Genomic DNA, 20,142 nt, shown 5'->3' with positions numbered 1-20,142 from the left:
AAACTTTCGTGTCGTATCGCGACCTGTTATGCGATGACTGAACCTCGCCATCGAACCTCTTCTGACTTAGGAATTGTGTGCGCATGAAGCCCATCTACATCGATTATCTCAACGCCCTCGATATCGAAGCGCTTGATATGACCGATGCAGAAATCATCGGAGCGGTCGAGGCCGGGCTGGTGGCGCAGGGCAACGGCCAGACGGTGATCGAGCCGCGCGTCCATCTCGAGCCAGACCCGTCCTTCAACGGCCATTTCAACGTCCTGCGCGGCTACGTCGCGCCGCTCGATGCGGCCGGCGTCAAGATCGTCGGCGACTATGTCGACAATTACCTGCACGGCCTGCCGTCGGAATTCGGCATCCTCAACCTGTTCGATCCGCGCACCGGCACGCCGCGTGCCATCCTCGATGCCACCGTGATCACCGATATGCGCACCGGCGCCGTCACCGCCATCGGCGCAAAGCATCTGGCGAAAAAGACATCGAAGATCCTCGGCCATGTCGGCGCGCGCGGCACCGCGTACTGGAACGTGCGCCTGCTCGACCATCTCTTCGATTTCGACGAGATCCGCGTTCATTCGCGCCGGCCCGAAAGCCGCGACGGCTTTGCCGCAAAGCTATCCGCCGATCTCGGCAAGAAGGTCACGGCGGTCACCGACTGGCGCGCTTGCGTCGAAGGAGCCGACATCGTCGTCGAGGCCTCGCGGCTGCTGGAACCGCAGCCGTTGCTGAGGACGCAATGGATCAAGCCCGGCGCGCTGGTGATGCCCTACGGCACGATGAGCGCGGTGGAATTGTCGCTGACCGACATCATGGCCAAGATCGTCGTCGACGACTGGGGCCAGTGCAAGGGCGGCAAATTCGGCTCGCTGCGCGCCCATGTCGAAACCGGACGCCTGAGCGAACAGACGCTGCACGCCGAGCTTGGCCAGATCGCCGCCGGCCTCAAGCCGGGGCGTGAGAGCGACGACGAGACGATCCTGTTCTGGCATCGCGGCCTGTCGCTCTCCGACATCGCGTTGGGCAAGGCGATGCTGGCCAAGGCGCAGGCGCAAGGCATCGGCCAGCGGCTGCGCTTCGCATGAGTGCGCTCATCCTCACCGGGGCCGACATCAGGGTCGAGGATGTCGCGGCGGTTGCCCGCGACGGACGCAAGGTCGAGGTGGCATCCATTGTCATCGATAGGCTGGAAAGAGCGCGCAAGGTGCTCGATCGCGTCGCCGCTTCGGGCCAGCCGATCTATGGGCTCAACACCGGTCTCGGCGCTAATCTCGGCGCGTCAATCAGCGGCGACGCCAGCGCCTTCCAGCGCCAATTGCTGGAAGGGCGTAGTGGTGCGGTGGGTGACGCGCTGCCGCAAGACATCGTGCGGGCGACGATGCTTGCCCGCGCGGCGATGTTTTCGGCCGGCGGTTCAGGCATTTCATCGGAGGTTTTCGTCGCACTCATCGACGCGCTCAATGCCGGCGTGCATCCCGTGATGCCGTCGCTGGGCTCGATCGGCGACAGCGACCTTGTGCTGATGGCAACGCTTGGCCGCATGCTGACCGGCGACGGCGAAGCCGACTTTCAGGGCCGGCGCATGCCGGCGGCCAAGGCGCTGGCAATGGCGCGCCTCGCCCCCGCCAGCCTCGCCCCCAAGGACGGGCTGTCGCTGATAAGCGCCTTGGCGGTGTCCGCCGGCAGCGGCGCGCTGGCGGTGGCCGACGCACTGTCCGCCTTCGCACAACAACAGCAGGCGGGCGCGTTGACCATGGAAGGCACCGGCGCCAACCAGACGATCCTCGATCCGCGCTTGCAGGCGGCGCGACCGGCCGCTGGCCAGCAGCGGGCCGCGCAAGGCTTGCGCGATCTGCTGGCCCGCGACAAGGCGCCGATGCCGACGACCTTGCAGGACCCGCTGTCGATCCGCTGCATGCCATCGATCCATGGCGCACTGTTGCAGGCAATCGATCAGGCCAGGCAAGCCGTCGAGATCGAGCTCAACGCCGCCGCCGACAACCCGCTGGTACTGGGCGATGACGACATGGTGCTGTCGACCGGCAATTTCCACACCCCGTCGCTGTCACTGGCCTTCGAGACGCTTGGCCTCGCCATCGCTCAATGTGCGGCTGCCTGTGCTGCTCGCTTCGTCCAACTCACCGGTTCAGGCCGCAACGGCCTGCCCAAATATCTGTCGCCGGTCGGCGGTGCTTCGGCCGGTTTCGTGCCGCTGCAAAAGACGGTGAGCGCGATCCTCGTCGCCATCCGCCACAAGGCCAATCCGGTGATGCTCGATTTCCTCTCGGTCTCGGAAGGCGTCGAGGACCATGCGACGCAAGCACCGCTGGCCGTCTCCAAATGCGCCGAGATGATCGTGCTGTGGCAGCGGCTGATCGCCTTCGAGCTGATGGCCGCCGCACAGGCCGTAGACCTGCGCAACGGGCTGACGCTGGGGCCGGCGACTGCCGCGATTCATGCGGCGGTGCGCGCGCTTGTCCTGCCGCTCAACGAGGACAGGCCCCAGGGCATCGATGCCGAGGCGATTTACGCAGCGCTCGCCAGCGGATCGTGGCAGGCGTAGCGCCGAGCGACCGCTCGTCAAAAGACGATTGTCTTGTGGCCGTTGAGCATGACGCGGGCTTCAAGATGCAGCTTGACGGCCCGCGCCAGCACGCGGCTTTCGATGTCGCGGCCGACGGCCACGAAATCCTCCGCGCTCATCGCATGGGTGACGCGCTCGGTTTCCTGTTCGATGATCGGGCCTTCGTCGAGATCGGATGTCACGTAATGCGCTGTCGCGCCGATCAGCTTGACGCCGCGGTCGAAGGCCTGGTGATACGGCTTTGCGCCCTTGAAGCTTGGCAGGAAGGAATGGTGGATGTTGATCGCCCGCCCGTAAAGCCGGTCGGATAGTCCCTTCGAAAACACCTGCATGTAGCGCGCCAGGACGACGAGCTCGGACCCCGTCTCCTGCACCAGGTCCAGCAGCTTCTGCTCCTGTTCGGCCTTGTTTTCCCTGGTCGTGGGCCAATGGTGGTAGGGGATGCCTTCCATCTCGGCGAAGCGCCGGGCGTCTTCATGATTGGAGACGACGGCGGCGACCTGTGCATTCAGCCAGCCGACCCTGATCTGGTAAAGCAGATGGAGAAGCGCATGGTCGAACTTCGAAACCATGGCGATGATCTTCGGGCGACGAGCCTGATCGACCAGCGCGGTCTTCATCCCGAACCGGTCGACGGACGATTTCAGGGCTCGCTCCAGATCGTCCTTCGTCGAGCCTGCCGGGCTGGTGAAGGCGATCCGCATGAAAAAGCGATTGCTCTGCCGGTCCCAGAACTGGCTGCTTTCGGCGATGTTGGCGCCGTTCGCGGCAAGCTCGGTGGTGACGGCGGCAACGACCCCCGGCCGGTCTTCACACGAAAGAGTGAGAATATGAACCGGCTTCATATCGCCAGTTGCAGCATTGCCGTCAGGTTTCACGCGCCGTCGACCCTTTTCATGAACAGACCGAGTTGGTCCGGGTCCATATGCACCACATGCTTGTCTTCGGGATAGGCCAAGCTGTTCACGTCGGCGACATATTCGGAAAAAGCGGCGATGCGTTCCGCCTGCAGGCGGTCATATTCAGCGGCGAAATTGCGGTAGACCTTGGAATGGCGGGGCATGTGGCCGCGGTTCTGGCCAAGGATGTCGTCGGCGAACAGATACTGCGCGTCGCAGCCGGTGCCCGCTCCCATCGACAGCATGATCAGCGACGTCCGTTCCGAAATCGCCTTGGCCACCTCGACCGGCACCACTTCGATCTCGGCGCCGACAGCACCTGCGGCCTCATACTGCTTGACTGCCTCGAAAATCTGCATGGCGCTGTCGGCGGTCTTGCCGACGGCCTTGAAGCCACCGGTCCAGGTCGCGCGGGATGGAATGAGTCCGACATGGCCGATCACCGGTATATTGTCATCGGCCAGCCGTTTGACGGTGGCATAACCAGCGCTGCAATAGACCGCGTCGGCGCTCGCCTTGTAGAGCCGGAACGCCCAGCGCACGAAATCGTCGGCTGTGCCGATCTCGTAGAAATTGTCGCCCGGCATGGTGAACAGGCTGGGTGCGGCATCGCGGTATTGCGGGTTGAGCACCAGCTCCGGCGGCACCGAGACGATATCGATCCCAGCCCTTTCGGCGGCCTCGGCCTCATCCATCGTCAACACGCGCAGCATGGTCAGTTGCCGCTTGCCCTTCATGGCGCGCAGATCGGCGATCGTGGGTCTTTTACGGCTCATCGAGTTTGGTCCCTTTGTTGCGTGAATGGAAGGCCGGTCAGGCGATCTGGATCATCACCTTACCGGCCTCGACCTTGACCGGGTAGGTCACAAGATTGACGCAGACGGGAGCCCCCTTGGCCTGGCCGGTCTTGTAATTGAAGCGGCCATTGTGCTTGGGGCATTCGATGATGTCGTCCATGACAAGCCCGTCGGCCAGATGGGCCTTCTCATGCGTGCAAAACCCGTCGGTGGCGAAGAATTCGTCGTCAGGGGAACGGTAGATCGCGAAGGTGCGGCCGCCATGGTCGAAGCGGATGACATCCTCTTCTTCGACATCGTCCACGGCGCACGCTTCGACCCAATCGGCCATCTCTACTTCTCCTGAATTTTCTGTAATGCGGCGGGTGTGCAGTGCCTATTCCGCCGCCGCTGACATGTTCACCTCGTGGAACTCGCCACGATAGGGCCGCGCCGTCGGCGGCAGCTCACGCTTGAGGAAATAATCCTCATATCTGAGCTGCCTGAGGAGGACCGGCCAAACCTCGCGATAGGCATGCCACATCGACGGGTTCGGCTCCGGCAAATCGTGCTTGATCAACTCATGCAGCCTGGGCAGCGCATGATAGGGCACCATCGGGAACATGTGATGCTCCACATGGTAGTTCATGTTCCAGTAGATGAAGCGGCTAATCGGATTCATGTATACGGTGCGGGTGTTGAGCCGGTGGTCGATCACGTTGTCGGCCAGGCCGATGTGCTGCAGCAGGCCGGTCAGCACCATGTGCCAGGTGCCGTAGAGGCGCGGCACGCCGATGAGCACCAGCGGCACCCACGACCGCATGGTGAGGGCGAGCGCAATCGTGGCGACATAGATGGCGACATGCCAGCGCGCGGCGATGACGGCCTTGTGCTGTTCCATCTCGGGAACGTAGCTTTTCTCGTCGGGCGTGAGCTTGCCGAACGCTTGGCGTACCAGCGCCGGAAGCGAATAGCGAAAATCAAGAATACCGGTGAAAGCGAGCGCTGCGCGCAAAACGTCCGGCGGGCGCATCACGGCGATCTCGGCATCGCGTCCGACGATGATGGTATCGGTGTGGTGTCTGGCATGGCTCCAGCGCCAGGTCACGGGATTGCGCATCAGCATGAAGCTGGCGATCTGGTAGACCACATCGTTCATCCAGCGCGTGCGGAAGGCAGTGCCATGGCCGCATTCATGCCAGCGTGAGTCGCTGGAGGAGCCGTAGAGCACGCCGTAGACGAAGAAGAACGGCACACACCACCAGGTGCCCCAGAAATAGACGCCACCGGCCGCCGAGCCCAGAATGGCGACGATCCAGATGATCGTGTCGCGGATCGCCGGGCCATCCGACCGTTGCATCAGCTCCTTGATTGCCTTGCGGGAGACGTCGGTGTGATACCATTCGGCCGAAGCCAGCCCTGTCTCGATCGCCCTGCGTGTGCTCTCGCCGACCAGGCTGTAGTCGCGCTTCACTGTGCCAGCCATTGTGACCTCCAAATCCTGATGGGCCGCGAGCCCTCCCCGCTCCGACCGGACCCAGCCTCCCAACTGGTGCTTCGCATCGTCCTCGCCATCATCACGACCTGTCTCCGAGCACCGGAAAATTGCCTGACGGCTGCGGATAATCTTGCTGCGGCTGCCTGGCGATGTCAGTGATCCGGCTTTCGGCCGCCGCAATCTCGTCGGCACCGTCAAGGACCCGGAACACCGCATTGTAGGAGCGGCTCTCGCCATGCTCCAGCCAGATCATCTCGCCGCGTTCGCGCGCGGCCAGATTGCCGAGCACATGATGCGTCGACGGTTCTATGCCCAGCGCATACTGCCCTGCCTGGAAATTCTGCCACTCGTAGGCGCAAGGCAACTGGTCCTTGCGGGTGACGACTTCAAGGCCCAGGCCAAGACGGTCGTTGACCACCGCCACCGGCACCTCGCCCTTGGCGTCGGCGGCGAGCTCGTGCTGCCAAACCTGTTCCTGGAAACCCAATTGCGGCGCCGGCACCGTGCGATAGCCGACCTTCTGCGCCTCGTAGCGCTCGCCGGCATGGCCGGCCCAGACGACGTCGCGGATCGGCGCCAGATAGCGAGAGCCCTCGTCGAGCACCGGATGGCTGACATTGATGTGGTAGAAATACATATGCGGCGTGCGGTTGAAGCCGTGATTGACGACCCGGTCCGAAAGCCGGATCTCGTTGCCGCCGACATCGGCCTCGATCCGCCGCAGCAGATGCAGGTCCTCGCCGAACACCGTCGACTGCTGGACGATAGCCTCGGCCCACAGCACGCAGCGGTCGCCGTCCCATGTCTCGCCATAACCGGTCAGCCGCGCCGGAATGGTGCTGACGCGGCCATGCAGCGAATGGCGCACCGTCTTCTTCGCCGGATAATTGTAGCTGTCGGCCGGCACTTCATCCATGAACAGAATATGATCTAGACCGCAAGTGAGCAGCAGTCCGGAAAATGACCGCGCCCAGGCGAGCCCCTCCTCGCCTTCGTACTCGTGCAGGCCGGGATGGCGAAAGCCGCTCGGCGAATGCCAGCCGATCGCCTGTCCCCTAAAGTCGCAGTCGGCGATATCGAGCGCCCGGTCGACGAGCGCGGTGAAGCGCAATCCCGAGCCGGTGCGAAATTCGAGCATGCGGATGCCTCGCTCCACGCCGTCGCCGAGCGTCATCAGCCGCACGCCGGCGAATTGCGACAGCATGCCGGAGCGTTCCGAGACCTGCCGGCGCGAAAGCGTCTTGCCGTAAAGCTCTACCATGTGACGGCCAATTCCTTCACTTCGCTCTCGTCTCCTTGAGCAGGGCCGACATGTCGGCGCCGGTGATGATGCTCTCCACCGTCAACAGGTCGGTATCGGCGACCGTCTGCTCAGCGACAATCTCGCCGCGGCGCATGACGATGATGCGGTCGGCGACCTGGAAGACATGGTGGATATTGTGGGTGATCAAAAGCACCGAATGACCGGCTGCGCGGACCTCCTTGACGAAGCGCAGCACGCCATGTGTTTCCTCGACACCGAGATTATTGGTCGGCTCGTCGAGGATGATGACCTTGGCGGCGAACTGCATGGCCCGCGAAATGGCGATCGACTGGCGCTCGCCACCCGACAGCGTGCTGACCAGCGCATCGGCGTCGAGCTTTTTCGAGATGCCGACGCGCTTCAAAAGTGCCGAGGCGGCGTCGCGCAACTTGGCGAGGTCGAGCGGCGCGAACACGCCCAACCATTTGAGATTGACCGGCTCGCGACCGAGAAACAGATTGCGCGCGATGCTGAGATCCGGCGCCAGCGACGTATCCTGGTGGATGGTCTCGATGCCGAGATCCATCGCGTCGCGCGTCGAGCGGATGGAGACCTTCTGGCTGCGCACATAGATCTCGCCGCGGTCAACAGGGAACACGCCGGAGATCGCCTTGATCAGGGTGGATTTGCCGGCGCCATTGTCGCCGAGCAGAGCCACCACCTCGCCCTCGTTGAGTGTGAAGGAGGCGCTCTTCAGGGCGCGGACGCTACCGAAGGACTTTTGCAGGTTCTGCAGCCGAAGCACTTCCATGATCAGCTCCTGGCGGCGTTCTTCTGCAGCAAAGCGTGCAGGATGAGCATGGCGAGGATGATGACGCCGACGAAGATGTTGTAGGCGAGCCCCGGCACGCCGATCAGCACGATGCCGTTGCGGATGCTGCGCAGCATCAGCGCGCCGACGATCGTGCCCAGGATCGTGCCGCGCCCGCCGGTCAGCGCCGTGCCGCCGACCACCACCATGGCGATCACTTCGAGTTCGTAGCCGGTGCCGGCCACCGGCGAGGCAGCCGAGATGCGGAAGGCGCTGATCATGCCGGCCAGACCCGCCAGCACCGAGGTCAGGATGAACAGCCAGATCTTGACCGCATCGGCCGGCACGCCGCGCGCCACCGCCGCATTCCGATTGGAGCCGACGGCGCTGATCCAGTTGCCGAGCTTGGCGTAGTGCAGCACGTAGATCGCCAGCAGCGACAGGCCGACGAACCACCACAACGAGGTGTAGAACCGGAATGAGCCGATGTTGAAGCTCCCAGCCAGCAGCGTCACGAAAAAGCCGGGCTGGTCCCAGGATTTCAGCGGGAAGCCTTGTGTGATGTAGAGCGCCGCCCCTCGCACCACAAGCAGCATCGACAGCGTCACCAGGAAGGAGGAGATACCGATCTTGGTGACGATCAATCCGTTGATGGCCCCGATCGCCACGCATAACAACAGCCCGGCAAGCAGCGCCACACCGATATCAACCTGGCCGCTCTGCACCAGAAGCATGACCACGACCGGCGCGAGCCCGAACACGGCACCGACCGAAAGGTCGAATTCGCCCGCCGTCAGAAGCAGCGTCATGCCGAGGGCGATGATGCCGAGCTCGGGCAGGAACGCCATCATGTTGGAGATGTTGAGCGGCGACAGGAAGTTGGCGTCGGCGATAGCGAACGCCGCCAACAGCACGACGAGGATGACGAGCGAGGAGAATTGCGGCGAGCGGATCAGGCTCGACCTGCGCTTGACGCCCGGCATTTCCTCTTCTGCGGCAATTGTCATAACGGTTTGAACCATATCGTGGAGCGACGTCCGCCGCCTGCGCGGCGGACGTCAATTTCCATCACTTGTTGTAGAGTTTCAGGATCGGCTCGACGCTTGTCGCGTCGTAGAGGCTAAAGGTGTGGATGTCGTAGCCGATCGGTTCGCCCGAGGCGGCGAGACCGAGCAGCGCGACCGGCATAAAGCCTTGCGCCGACGGGAACTGCCAGGCGGCCGCGTTGACGAAGCCGGCCTTGACGGCTTCAGCGGTTTCCTTGGAATTGCCCCAGCCGACGACCGGGATCTTGCCGGCCGGCACGCCGGCGCCGTCGAACACCCGCTTGATGCTGGCCGCCACGGAATCGCCGAGTGCGATGATCGCCGGCGGATTGTTGGCCACCATATAGTCGGTCATCTTGGCGATGATGCCGGCTGGATCGGTGCCGCAATCGACCACGTCATATTTGATGCCAAGCGGATCGAAGACGCTGGCGATGCCTTCGGTCTCGAGCTGCTGATAGCTGGCGCCCGGCACCTCCACCGGCAGGAACACCTTGTCGCCCTGCTTCACCATCTTGTTGTCGACCAGATACTTGGCCCAGATGACGCCGGCCTCCTTGAGGTCGGCGCCGACATACGCCTGCCGCCCGGTTGCCGGATCATCGGTGTTGAAGAACACGATCGGGATGCCCGCAGCCTTCGCCGCCTTGACCTCCTCGGTCCACAGGCCGGGCTGCGCCGATGTGGTGCCGATACCGTCGGGCTTGGCGGCCAGTGCCGAGTTGAAGGCCTCCTTCTGCGCCGCCATGTCGCCGCCGCTGAAGGAGATCTTGCAGGTCACCTTGAGCTGGTCGCAGGCCTTGGTGGCGCCGGCATTCCAGTCGAGCCAGAATGCATCTGAGGGGCCGCCATGCGACAGGAGATAGAACGTCTTCTGGCCGTCCTGTGCGAATGCCGGCGAGCCCAACCCTATCCCTGCCAACAAAGTCGCGGCCGTCGCCAGTTTCAATCCGAATTTCAACATTTCGCTTCCTCCATTATATTTCCTCCCGGTGGAAAGCGCCGCCGCATAGCGGCGACGCAGGACTCCTATCAGAGGCCGTTGGCGCGGAACTTGCCGTCGAGGAATTTCTTGGCCCGCGGCACGTCGTCTTCCGAAAGGTGCTCGATGATGACCGGGATGTTCGGATGCTTCTCGGCGAGCCGCCTGAGATAGAGGTCGTAGTTCAGCGAACCGAGGCCGGGCGCCGGCAGCTCGATCTCGCCGACACCACGGAAAGTGTGGCTCTCCAGCGCGTCCTCGTCACCAATGTCGGCGTGCTTCTCCGACTTATCGCCGCCCGAACGCTTGACGTCCTTGGCGTGGGCTATTCTGATCTTGTCGGTCAGGGTGTCGAACACCTGGTTCAGGATCTGGTCCATCCTGTCGATGTTGTGCGTCTCGAAATAGTTGGTCGGATCCATCAGCAGGCCGAGACCAGGATGGTCGACCTGTGCGAACATCTTCACCGTCTCCTCGACCGAACCGACGACATTGTTGACATAGGTTTCGAGCAGGAACACCGCGCCGTGATCATAGGCCGTCTGGGCAAGGTCGGCGATGACCTTGCGACATTCCTCGAAGCCTTCCTCGGTCTTGTTCTTGGGATGGTGCACCCAATCGGACTCGGTGTTGTAAGTGCCGGTTTCCGAGATCACGTAGGGCGAGCCGAAATCACGGGCGCTGCGGATGATCTCCTTGAGATAGCCGACTCGCTTCTCGCGCTCCGCTCTGTCCGGATGGATAATGTTGGTGTAGCCCGACACGCAGCACACCGGCAGATTGTGGTCGCGGAAGGTGTCGCGAACAGCCCGGGCCTTGTCCTTGGTGATCTGCCCGGCCGACAGGTCAACGTCCTTGAAATGCAGGTCGAGCTGCACCGTGTTGAAATCGAGGGCGCGGATCTTCTGCGCGGTTTCCTTGAGGCTGTACGGGAAATAGCCCGTGAAAATACCTGCCTGCATCATGATATGAAGTCCTCCCTGTAAGTGATTCAGCTGATTGGGTTTGTCGAGATTTCGGAAAGCTTGACCGTGCGGCCCTCGTTGATCGAGCGGTAGCCGGCTTCGATCAGCGCCATGGTCTTGACGTTGTCGGCGACGGAAAGTGCCGGCGGCTCACCCGTCTTCACCGCGTGCTGGAGCTGCTCCATCACGCCGATGAAGGCATGCGGGAACCACATCGTGTCCCAGCTTGGCGTCACCCATTCGCCGCCAGTGGTTTCGGTCGAAGCATAGGTCAGCGTCGAGGCGGAACCAGTCGGCCAGCCGATCGTGCCCTTGGCGACGCCCTTGGTGCCGTCGACGCGCCAGTTGATGTGCTGGTCGTCCTTGTAGCCCTCCTGGCGCGGGCCGGACCAGACATCCTCCAGCGACACGGCGAGCACGCCGGACGGGAACCGCAGCGTCGAAACGGTGATGCCGTCCGAATGATCGAAGCGGGTGCGCGGATCCTTACGGGTCAGCGTGGTGATCTCCAGGGGATCGCCGAACAGGAAGCGCAGCACGTCGAGGTGGTGGACGCTCATATTGGCGAGCGTCAGCCGATCGTAGTCCTCGAGGAAGCTCTGCCAGTGCGGGATCGCGTGCATGTCGATCTGCGCGAACACGATGTCGCCAAGCGCGCCGCTGTCCATGATCTGCTTCAGCACGCGCATCGACTGGTCATAGCGCATGTTCTGATTGACCGAGAGGATCTTGCCTGCCTTGGCGGCCTCGTCGCGCAGCTCGATCGCGTCCTTGAGCGAGAGCGCCAGCGGCTTCTGCGCCAGGATCGCCTTGATGTGCTTCTGCTTCAGCGCATGGCGGATCAGTGACGGCTGCTGGTCCGGCGGAAAGGCAAGGTCGATGATCTCGACATTTTCGTCCTCGATCAGTTGTTCAGGCGTGTCGTGGACGGTCGGGATCTCCCAGCGCCTTGCGACCTTCTCGGCGCTGGCTTTGGTCCGCGAGGCGATCGCCACCACCGGAAAGCCGGCATCGTGATAGGCAGCAAGATGGCATTCGGCCATGATCATGCCGGCGCCGACGCAGCCGATCCTGTATTCTTTCGTGCGAACCTTTACGTCCGGCTCGAAGCTTTTGCTCGCCATCTTTTCCTCCCGAAGCTCTTTTCTTGCGGCCGCCGTCATCGTGCCAGCGCTCCCCCGCCCTGTCCGAAATAATGCACTTTGGCCGGCTCGCAGGATATCGCCACCATGGCGTCCGGCCTGATGTCAGGCTGGCCGCGCAGCAGCGCCCTCAGGCGCGCCTGCCCGGCAGCGAGCGTCACCACGGTGTAGCCGCCAAGCGGCTCGACCTCGAACACCCGCGCCGGGCGGCCCGCGCGCCCATCCGATATTTCCCCATCCAGCCATGGCCGGACCTTGATATCTTCCGGCCTGAGCCCGATCTCGACGGCATCGGCCGGAGTGGCCTTGTCCGCAATACGGATCGTGCCTTCGGCCGCCTCGACACCGCCCTCGCCGCGCACCGACTTCAAGATATTCATCATCGGCGAGCCGAGCAGCCGCGCCACATAGGTGCTGGCAGGCCGGTCATAGATTTCGGCCGGAGCGCCGATCTGCCTGATCCTGCCGTTCTCCAGGATGGCGATGCGGTCGGCGACCGACATCGCCTCTTCCTGGTCGTGGGTGACATAGATCAGCGTCTTGCCGAGCTCGCGCTGGATGCGCTTCAGCTCGACGCGGGTCTCCTCGCGCAGCCGGGCGTCGAGTGCCGAGATCGGATCGTCCATCAGATAGGCGGCGGGATCGCGCACCAGCGCGCGGGCGATCGCCACGCGCTGCCGCTCGCCGCCCGAAAGCTGGGCCGGCGGCTTGTGCAGGATGTGGTCGATATGCAGCTTGGCCGCGACGTCGGCGACACGCTTTTCGATGTCGGCTTCTGCGACCCGGCGTTCGACGAGGGGAAAGCGGACATTGTCGCGCGCGCTCATATGCGGAAACAGCGCCAGGTTCTGGAACACCATGGCGACATTGCGCTCGGCCGGCGAAACTGTGTTGACCGGCCTGCCGCCGATCAGGATTTCACCCGCGTCAGGCGTTTCAAGCCCGAGCACCAGGCGCAGCACCGTCGACTTGCCCGACAGCGGCGGGCCGAAGAAGCAGAAGAACTCATTGTCGTCGACAGTGAACGAGGCGTCGTCGACGGCCAGCGTGTTGCCGTAGCGTTTCGTCACATTGCGAAAGACGATATCGGCCATGGTCTCAGCCCGCTTTCATCGCAAGGCCGGTGGCGGCGTCGAAGACGCGCACCGACTGCGCGGCCGGCGCGACGACTGCCGTTTGTCCGATGGCCAGCCCAACATCGTTGTCGAACACCGCCTTCACCGCGCTCTCGCCCAGGCCGAGATGCACGATGGTGCGCGCGCCGATGCGCTCGACGAAAGTCACTGGCAAGGAGAGACCTTGGCCGCCTTCAACCAACGTCGCCTGTTCCGGTCGGAATCCGTAAAGTACATCGCCCTGCGCCCGCCGCACGACGGCGGCGATTTCGGCCGGCAGCGGCGGTGTCGCGCCTAGCGGCCCGAGATCGACGACCAGACCACGGTCGCTTTCCGCCGGCCTGCCCCTGAGCAGGTTCATGCCCGGCGCACCGATGAAGCGGGCGACGAAGACATTGGCCGGATTGTTGTAGACCTCGAGCGGCGTGCCGACCTGCTGCAGCACGCCATGATCCATCACAGCGATGCGGTCGGCCATGGTCATGGCCTCGAGCTGATCGTGGGTGACATAGACCATGGTTTGCTTGAACTGGCGCTGCAACTGCTTCAGCTCGGTGCGCATGACCGCCCGGAAGGCTGCGTCGACGTTGGACAGCGGCTCGTCGAGCAGGAAGATCGCCGGCTCCATGATCGCCGAACGGCCGATCGCCACACGCTGCAAGATGTTGACCGACAGCCGGTCGGCCTTGCGGTCGAGCAGCGGCGTCAGTTGCAGCATCTCGGCAATGGCGCCGACGCGGCGATCGATCTCGGCCTTTGGCGCGCCGCGCATTTTTGGGCCGTAGGCGAGGTTCTGCCGCACGGTCATATGGGTGAAGATCGCATAGTTCTGGAAGACGAAGCCGACGCCCCGCCGCCCCATCGGCACGCCGGCCATGTCGCGCTCGCCAAACAGAATCTTGCCACCCGTCGGCTCTTCCATGCCGGCGATCATGTTCATCGTTGTCGACTTGCCGCAGCCGGACGGCCCGAGCAGCGCCATGAACTCGCCATCAGCGATGGCCAAGTCCATCGTCTTCAGCGCGGTGAAGTCGCCGAATTTCTTGACCAGGTTCTGCAGATGGATGGCGCTCATGCCGTCACCTCGCGTGCCCGGGCCATGCGCTTCATGGCAAAGACCGCGGCGATGGACAACACGATCAAGATCGCCAGCGCGATCGCCGCGACATAGCCCCAGATCAGGTCCTGCGTGGTGAGCTTGTAGATGTAGACGGAGATCGTCTCGGTGGCGACACCGGGGCCGCCGCCGGTCATGATGTAGAGCGTGTCGAATATCTTGAAGTTCTCGATCATCCTGATCGCCAGCGCGATGATTATGATAGTCTTCATCTTCGGCAGCACGATGGTGACGAAGCGCTGCCAGGGATTGGCGCCGAGCAGCGTCGCCGCCTTGATCTGGTCCTCGGGCACGCCGACCAGGCCGGCAAGCAGGATGAGGAACATCAGCGGCGTCCACTGCCAGATGTCGGCAACCATGACGGCGATGAGCGCCAGCGTCGGGTCCGAAAGCCAGGCGATGGTGACGGGAAAGCCTGATATCGCCGACAGGATGTCGTTCACCGGGCCGCCCGACTGGAACAGCATGAAGAACATGTAGCCGGCCACAGCCGGCACCACCATCATCGGCATCAGAAGGATCGAGTAGAAGATCCGCTTGCCGGGAAACTCGTCGGCAAACAGCGTGGCGAGCGCGAGACCCAGCAGGAATTCCGCCGGCACGCAGACGATCATGACGATGGCCGTGCGCTTCAGCGCGCTCCAGAAGCGCGCATCGGCAGCAAGGTCGGTGTAATTGGCGAAATTGTTCCATAGCGACCAGGCGCTCCACCAGCCGAGGCCCGAAAGCGGTGACCAGTCGGTCAGGCTGATGTAGAGCTGCATCAACAGCGGGAAGACCGCGATGAACAGCACCAGGATCTGCGCCGGCAATGTCAGCCGGAAGCCGAGCTTTGCGCCTTCGTCCCGTAAGGCTGGCTTTGCCTGGACGGTCTTCATCACGTCCTCCGAAATCGTCGCAGTCACCGCGCTCATTGCTTGAGCGCCCCGAACGTCAGCCCGCGGACCAGATGACGCTGGATGGCGATGCCCATGATGACCGGCGGCACCGCGGCGATCAGACCGAGCGCGGCCTTGGCGCCATAGAGCTGTCCGGTCATCGAGGAGGAGAGCGACGCCATGTAGACGGGAACCGTCACCCATTCGCGCGTCGTCAGAAGCAGCGCGATCAGATAGTCCGACCAGTTGAGGATGAAGACAAACAGCGCGGCGCTGGCCAGCGGCGCGCGCATCATCGGTAGTGTGATGCGGGTGAAGACTCGCAACCGCGAACAGCCCTCGACCAGTGCTGCCTCCTCGATCTCGCGCGGCATGTCGTCGAAGAAGGTCTTCATCAGCCAGAAGGCAAAAGGCAGCGTGACGATGCCGTAGATCAGCGACAGCCCCCACCAGCTGTCGGTGAAGTTGAGGAAGGCCCACATGATCATCACCGGAGTCATGACCGCCATGGGCGGAAACAGGCGAAGCTGGATCAGTGCCAGCGGCAGGTTCTGGCCCGAGCCGAAGCGCGATAGCCCGTAGGCCGCCGCAGTGCCCGCTGACATGGCGATCGCCGTCCCGAATACCGCCGACAGCAGCGACGACAGGATCGGCTTCAGGGCGGTGCGGTCGAGCGCGACGATCAGATTGTTGGTCGATTCACCGAAGACGAAGCGGAAATTGCTGAGTGTCGGGTTCTTCGGCCACCAGGTCAGGTCAGCGCCGGTCGCCGACCATTCGGCGATCGGCTTGAAGGCCATCGACACCATCCACAGGATCGGAACCAGCGTCACCGCCATTGCCGCTGATATTGCGGCATAGCGGAATATCTCGAAGGGAATTGAACGCTTCATCTTGCAGCTTTGCTGGTACCATCGTTTGCGGAGGGGAAGAGCAACTCCTCCCCTCCCTTGGCGCGATCCTGGGAGGATCAGCTGATCGGATCGAGAACGGTGGGCCATGCCTCCTTGTTGGTCTTGATGGCTTCGAGAAGCTTCTCCTCGCCGGTCCGGCGCGCGATCTTCTTCCACTCGGCCTCGGTGTCGGCCATCGCCTGCTCGGCGGTCTTTGCCTTGGTCAACGCGGCGACGAGGTTCTCGTCCAGCGCATTGTGGAAGGCGGTGGCACCGGGGTAGTTGACGGTCGGCACGGTGCGGGCGACCGTCTCGCGCACCACATCCATGTGGTAGGCGTGGTAGGTCTGGCGGACCAGCGGGTCGGAGAAATCCGACAGCCGGAACGGATCGAAATAGCCACCCGGATTGGCGGTCATCCAGGCGTAGATGCGGCTCGATCCGAGCCATTGCAGGAACAGGTAGCAGGCCTCCGGATTCTTGGCCTGCGACGAGACTGAGGCCGACAGATTGAGCCACAGCACCGAACGGCTGATCAGCTTGCCGTCGATCTCGCGGCCAGGCGGCAGCATCGAGCCGATCTTGCCGGTGACAGCTGAATCCTTGTTGCCGGCATTATCGAGGAATTTCGGCAGGTTGGAGAAGGCGCAGGTCATGGCGGCACCGCCCTTGGCAAAATTGCCGTACTGTTCCGGCCAGCCCCACGAGATCGCATCCGGCGAATGGTGGACCAGCGATGCAATGTACTCGTTGGTCGCCGCGATACCTTGCTCGGAATTGATCAGCGCCTTGCCGGTGTCGTCGAACAGGAACTGATTTGGCGAAGCCATTGAGACATAACGCTGGTACCAGTTGGTGTAGCCCCAGCCCTGGTTGCGCAGATCGGTCGAGCCGAACAGGCCCTTGTCCGGGCGCTGGAAGAAGGCCGCGATCTCGTCATGCTGCTTCCAGGTCTTCGGCGGCGCCAACTCGTAGCCATGCTTGTCGGAGAAGGCTTTCTTCTCGGCCGTGTCGCCGAACAGATCGGTGCGGTAGACCCAGGTCTGGAAATCGCCATCCAGCGAAACGCCATAGGTCGAGCCGCGATACTGGTTGAGCAGCGACACGCCCTTGGCGCCGTTAACATAGCCGCGCTCGGGGTCGTCCCATTCGGGCTTATGCTGGGCGACGAAGTCGTCGAGCTTCAGGATGCCGCCGGTTTCGGCTAGGTCACCGAGGCGGTTCCATTCGACCGCGTAGATATCATAGGCCCCACCCTTGGTGGAGATGTCCTGCATCGTCTTGGTGAATTCCTGGCCATTCGGCACGCCGACGATCTCGAGCGGAATGCCGGTTTCCTTTTCCCACAGATCCTTGATCGAAGGCGCGCCGGCGGGAAACGGCTGCGTCAGCTGGCCGATCGAGCCGTCGGACAGGCCGAGCACGATCTTGGCCGGCGCCTTGCCGGCACCCTTCATCGCCTTGGCCGCCTCGATGGCACGGCCTTCCGGCGTATCTGGCCCATATTGATAACGCTCCGAGCCGTCGAAGCCCGTGGGGCCGCCGATCATGCCCGGCGCGAGTGCGTCGGCGGCGTAGGCGCGGCTGGGACGGATGAATTTTGGCGCGATACCTGCTGCGGCAACAAGCACTGCCGCCTTTCCACCGGACGCCAACAAACGGCGCCGCGACATGCGGATCAAATTCGACATTGGAACTCCTCCCTCGGGCCTTGTTCCTCCATGGCCCTCGTGATGGATATTGACGGCACTGGGATAAGGCTGTCAACATCATAAATAATCAAAACACGTCATAACATCGCAATCGAGGAGGAAAAATGCATTCTGCTGAGATCACCATACAGCATCCGATGCTTGCATTTGAGGGAATCATGCACCACGCCAGCAAGTTGTGGTCCGCCCAGGCGATTTGGTGTAGCGCGCCGGCTTGCGCATCGGCTAAGGCCGGATACATCATTTCCCATCGTCCGACATCCGTCCGTTAAATCCGTGATTTTGATGCGCCCGTAGCGCCTAGCATGAGGTGATCGACTGTGCGGTCCACCCTGACAGACATAGCCCGGGAAGCCGGTGTTTCCGCCGCCACGGTCGACCGTGTGCTCAACAACCGCGCCGGCGTCAGGGCGCGCACCCGCGAAGTCGTGCTCGAAACGGCGCAGCGGTTAGGCTACATCGCCGAAACTTCGAACAGCCCGAACTCACGTACGGCGCTGCCCGGCGACGTCATGCGGCTCGACTTCGCGCTGCCCGCCGGCACCAATTCCTTCATCAAGATGCTGCACCGGCATATCGAGGCGCAGGCGCAGGCGCGGCCCGATCTCGACGTGCGCGTCGCCACGATTGAAGGCTTCAATCCCGACCGGCTCGCCCGCCTGCTGCAGGACTTGCATGGCCAGACGCAAGGCGTCGGCGTCATTGCGCTCGACCATCCGACCGTCCGCGAAGCGATCCGCTCGCTGTCGGCCAGCGGCGTCAAGGTCGTGACCATCGCGTCCGACATCCTGCACGTGCCGAGGGTTGCCTATATCGGCATCGACAATCGTGCCGCCGGCCGCCTCGCCGGCTATCTGCTCAACCGCTTCATGGGCACTGATCGTCCGGGCAAGGTCGCGCTGTTCGCCGGCTCGCTCTCCTATCGCGGCCACGAGGAGCGCGAGATGGGCTTCCGCCACATCCTGACGGAGGAATCGCCCAATTTGCAGATCGTCGAGATGCGCGAAATGCTCGACGACCGGGAAAAGGCCTATTTAGAGGCTTCCGCGCTGCTGGACCGGCATCCGGATCTGGCCGCGATCTACAATGTCGGCGCCGGCAACACCGGCATCGCCAGGGCGCTGAAGGAGCGCGGGCGCGCGCTATCGACCGTGTTTCTCGGCCACGAGGTAACGGAAGGCACCAAAGAGCTTCTACTCGACGGAACGCTCGACGCGGTCATCGACCAGAACCCGCGCGTCGAGGCCCGCGAAGCACTGAACACTTTGAGCCACGCGGTCAGGGGCTTGCCTTACGAACTGCACCAGCCGCGCTTGCAGGTGATCTTCAGGGAAAGCATCCCGGAGATCTGAACGGAACCTCAGGGATGAGAGAGAGGCCGCGCCGGCTGGCGCAGCCCCGCAGCATTTTCAACTAAGTCTACTGGACGGCGGCGACTTCCGTATAAGCACCATCGACAAAGCTCTTGTCGACCCATTTGCTATAATCGATCGAGCCTTTCAAAAGCCCGGCGCCGGCCATGAACTTCTCTTCGCTCTTGAGCGCCGCGATCGCATCGTCGGTGAGCTTCGGATCCTGGTAGAACAGGCCCTGGCTGTAGGTCTTGCGGACGGATTTTTCCGACGATTTGGTCGCCTCGACGAAGGTCTTGATCGTCTCGTCGGGATGCGCGTCGGCCCAGCGCGAAATCTCGATATCGACCTTCAGCAGCCGCTTGACGAGATCGGGGTATTTCGCCGCGAAGGCGCCGTTGACCGAGATGACATTCGGCACGTTCCATTCCGGATGCGTGCTGGTGTCGTAGAGCACGCGGGCCTCGCCGGTGTCGACCAGCTTGGCCGCCGTCGAGTCAGTCTCGACAATGGCATCGATGTCATCGCGCAGCAGTGCGGGCCCTGACGCCTCGAAGGGTAGGTTCAGCCCTTCGATGTCGCTGGTCGTCAGGCCGACGCTGTTCAGCGCCTTGCTGAAATTCGAATGCCGTACCGTGCCGGTGAGATAAGCGACCTTCTTGCCCTTCAGATCTTGCAGCGTCTTTAGCGGCGAGTCGGTCTTGACGATGATGGAGGAGCCGCCTGCCTTCACATAGCTCGACACGCCGATGAGCTTGACGTCGGCGCCGGAGGCGGCGACGCGCAGCGCTGGATTGTTGCCGGTATAGGTGACCTCGATCGCCCCGGTTGCCAGCGCTGTCGTCGCCTCGGAGCCGCCGTTGAACGTCACCAATTCGACCTTGATGCCGTCCTTGGCGAATTCCTTCTGCCACCAGCCGTCCTGCTGGGCGAGAATGAATTTGAGGTGCCCCGGTGCGGTGCTGCCGATGCGGATGACTTCAGGCTTGTCCTGCGCGAAGGCGGGAGCGACGACGACAGAGGCGCCGACGGCCGCGGCTATGGCGCCCTGCAAGAGCAATCGGCGTAATGCACTGAAAGATATCCTGGGCATCTGAAATTCCTTCCTGATTGGCATGAACTGCTTGGT

General features: G+C 62.9%; 19 protein-coding genes. 3 read left to right on the top strand and 16 right to left on the bottom strand.

The features are described from left to right. The first annotated feature begins 83 nt into the window (after positions 1–83). Positions 84–1,085, top strand: a complete 1,002-nt coding sequence (locus EJ075_RS22630; RefSeq protein WP_126105807.1) for an ornithine cyclodeaminase family protein — start codon at positions 84–86, stop codon at positions 1,083–1,085. Then, a complete protein-coding gene (gene hutH, locus EJ075_RS22625) occupies positions 1,082–2,563 on the top strand; it encodes a histidine ammonia-lyase (RefSeq protein WP_126105806.1) in 1,482 nt (493 codons plus the stop codon). Before EJ075_RS22630 ends, hutH begins: the two co-directional genes overlap by 4 nt. A gap of 17 nt (positions 2,564–2,580) precedes the next feature. Here the strand turns inward: hutH and purU are convergent, their stop codons facing one another. The 15 genes from purU to EJ075_RS22550 form a co-directional block, all read right to left on the bottom strand. Then, on the bottom strand, positions 2,581–3,429 hold the full coding sequence (purU, locus tag EJ075_RS22620; protein ID WP_126107422.1) for a formyltetrahydrofolate deformylase: 849 nt from the start codon (positions 3,427–3,429) through the stop codon (positions 2,581–2,583). Between the two features lie 29 nt (positions 3,430–3,458). After that, positions 3,459–4,259 carry a 3-methyl-2-oxobutanoate hydroxymethyltransferase gene (locus EJ075_RS22615; protein ID WP_095482635.1) on the bottom strand — a complete coding sequence of 267 codons (801 nt, stop codon included), beginning with the start codon at positions 4,257–4,259 and terminating at the stop codon, positions 3,459–3,461. Between the two features lie 37 nt (positions 4,260–4,296). Then, a complete protein-coding gene (locus EJ075_RS22610) occupies positions 4,297–4,611 on the bottom strand; it encodes a MocE family 2Fe-2S type ferredoxin (protein ID WP_095482636.1) in 315 nt (104 codons plus the stop codon). Positions 4,612–4,656: 45 nt separating this feature from the next. Continuing rightward, positions 4,657–5,745: a fatty acid desaturase family protein gene (locus tag EJ075_RS22605; protein WP_126105805.1), complete on the bottom strand. Its 1,089-nt coding sequence runs from the start codon at positions 5,743–5,745 to the stop codon at positions 4,657–4,659. Between the two features lie 91 nt (positions 5,746–5,836). Beyond that, positions 5,837–7,018 carry an aldose 1-epimerase family protein gene (locus EJ075_RS22600; protein WP_095482638.1) on the bottom strand — a complete coding sequence of 394 codons (1,182 nt, stop codon included), beginning with the start codon at positions 7,016–7,018 and terminating at the stop codon, positions 5,837–5,839. 16 nt (positions 7,019–7,034) lie between these two features. Further along, complete coding sequence (locus tag EJ075_RS22595; protein WP_164547311.1) at positions 7,035–7,817, bottom strand: ATP-binding cassette domain-containing protein; 783 nt, start codon at positions 7,815–7,817, stop codon at positions 7,035–7,037. Then, the gene (locus EJ075_RS22590; RefSeq protein ID WP_245457993.1) at positions 7,814–8,818 is read right to left on the bottom strand and encodes an ABC transporter permease; all 1,005 of its coding nucleotides are present in this window, start codon (positions 8,816–8,818) and stop codon (positions 7,814–7,816) included. The genes EJ075_RS22595 and EJ075_RS22590 overlap by 4 nt, the downstream gene beginning before the upstream one ends. A 61-nt stretch (positions 8,819–8,879) precedes the next feature. Continuing rightward, positions 8,880–9,821, bottom strand: coding sequence for a substrate-binding domain-containing protein (locus EJ075_RS22585; RefSeq protein ID WP_095482641.1), 942 nt, complete (start codon positions 9,819–9,821; stop codon positions 8,880–8,882). A 68-nt stretch (positions 9,822–9,889) separates the two neighbouring features. Further along, positions 9,890–10,804, bottom strand: a complete 915-nt coding sequence (locus EJ075_RS22580; RefSeq protein ID WP_126105803.1) for a sugar phosphate isomerase/epimerase — start codon at positions 10,802–10,804, stop codon at positions 9,890–9,892. 26 nt (positions 10,805–10,830) lie between these two features. Continuing rightward, complete coding sequence (locus EJ075_RS22575; protein ID WP_126105802.1) at positions 10,831–11,928, bottom strand: Gfo/Idh/MocA family oxidoreductase; 1,098 nt, start codon at positions 11,926–11,928, stop codon at positions 10,831–10,833. Positions 11,929–11,963: 35 nt separating this feature from the next. Continuing rightward, the gene (locus EJ075_RS22570) at positions 11,964–13,040 is read right to left on the bottom strand and encodes an ABC transporter ATP-binding protein (protein WP_126105801.1); all 1,077 of its coding nucleotides are present in this window, start codon (positions 13,038–13,040) and stop codon (positions 11,964–11,966) included. 4 nt (positions 13,041–13,044) lie between these two features. Next, positions 13,045–14,136, bottom strand: a complete 1,092-nt coding sequence (locus EJ075_RS22565) for an ABC transporter ATP-binding protein (protein WP_126105800.1) — start codon at positions 14,134–14,136, stop codon at positions 13,045–13,047. Further along, on the bottom strand, positions 14,133–15,092 hold the full coding sequence (locus EJ075_RS22560; protein ID WP_126105799.1) for a sugar ABC transporter permease: 960 nt from the start codon (positions 15,090–15,092) through the stop codon (positions 14,133–14,135). Before EJ075_RS22560 ends, EJ075_RS22565 begins: the two co-directional genes overlap by 4 nt. Beyond that, positions 15,089–15,949: a carbohydrate ABC transporter permease gene (locus EJ075_RS22555; RefSeq protein ID WP_095482646.1), complete on the bottom strand. Its 861-nt coding sequence runs from the start codon at positions 15,947–15,949 to the stop codon at positions 15,089–15,091. The genes EJ075_RS22560 and EJ075_RS22555 overlap by 4 nt, the downstream gene beginning before the upstream one ends. 77 nt (positions 15,950–16,026) lie before the next feature. Then, positions 16,027–17,640 carry an extracellular solute-binding protein gene (locus tag EJ075_RS22550; protein WP_126105798.1) on the bottom strand — a complete coding sequence of 538 codons (1,614 nt, stop codon included), beginning with the start codon at positions 17,638–17,640 and terminating at the stop codon, positions 16,027–16,029. Between the two features lie 341 nt (positions 17,641–17,981). Between EJ075_RS22550 and EJ075_RS22545 the strand changes: the two genes are divergently transcribed. Then, positions 17,982–19,013 carry a LacI family DNA-binding transcriptional regulator gene (locus EJ075_RS22545; RefSeq protein ID WP_126105797.1) on the top strand — a complete coding sequence of 344 codons (1,032 nt, stop codon included), beginning with the start codon at positions 17,982–17,984 and terminating at the stop codon, positions 19,011–19,013. Between the two features lie 67 nt (positions 19,014–19,080). Here EJ075_RS22545 and EJ075_RS22540 read toward each other — a convergent pair whose 3' ends face one another. Beyond that, positions 19,081–20,106 carry an aliphatic sulfonate ABC transporter substrate-binding protein gene (locus EJ075_RS22540; RefSeq protein WP_126105796.1) on the bottom strand — a complete coding sequence of 342 codons (1,026 nt, stop codon included), beginning with the start codon at positions 20,104–20,106 and terminating at the stop codon, positions 19,081–19,083. Between the last annotated feature and the right edge of the window lie 36 nt (positions 20,107–20,142).

The sequence above is a fragment of the Mesorhizobium sp. M6A.T.Cr.TU.016.01.1.1 genome, from assembly GCF_003952585.1.
GTDB lineage: Bacteria > Pseudomonadota > Alphaproteobacteria > Rhizobiales > Rhizobiaceae > Mesorhizobium > Mesorhizobium mediterraneum.
Note: the sequence above shows the minus strand (reverse complement) of the source record. Positions and strands in the feature narration are given on the sequence as shown.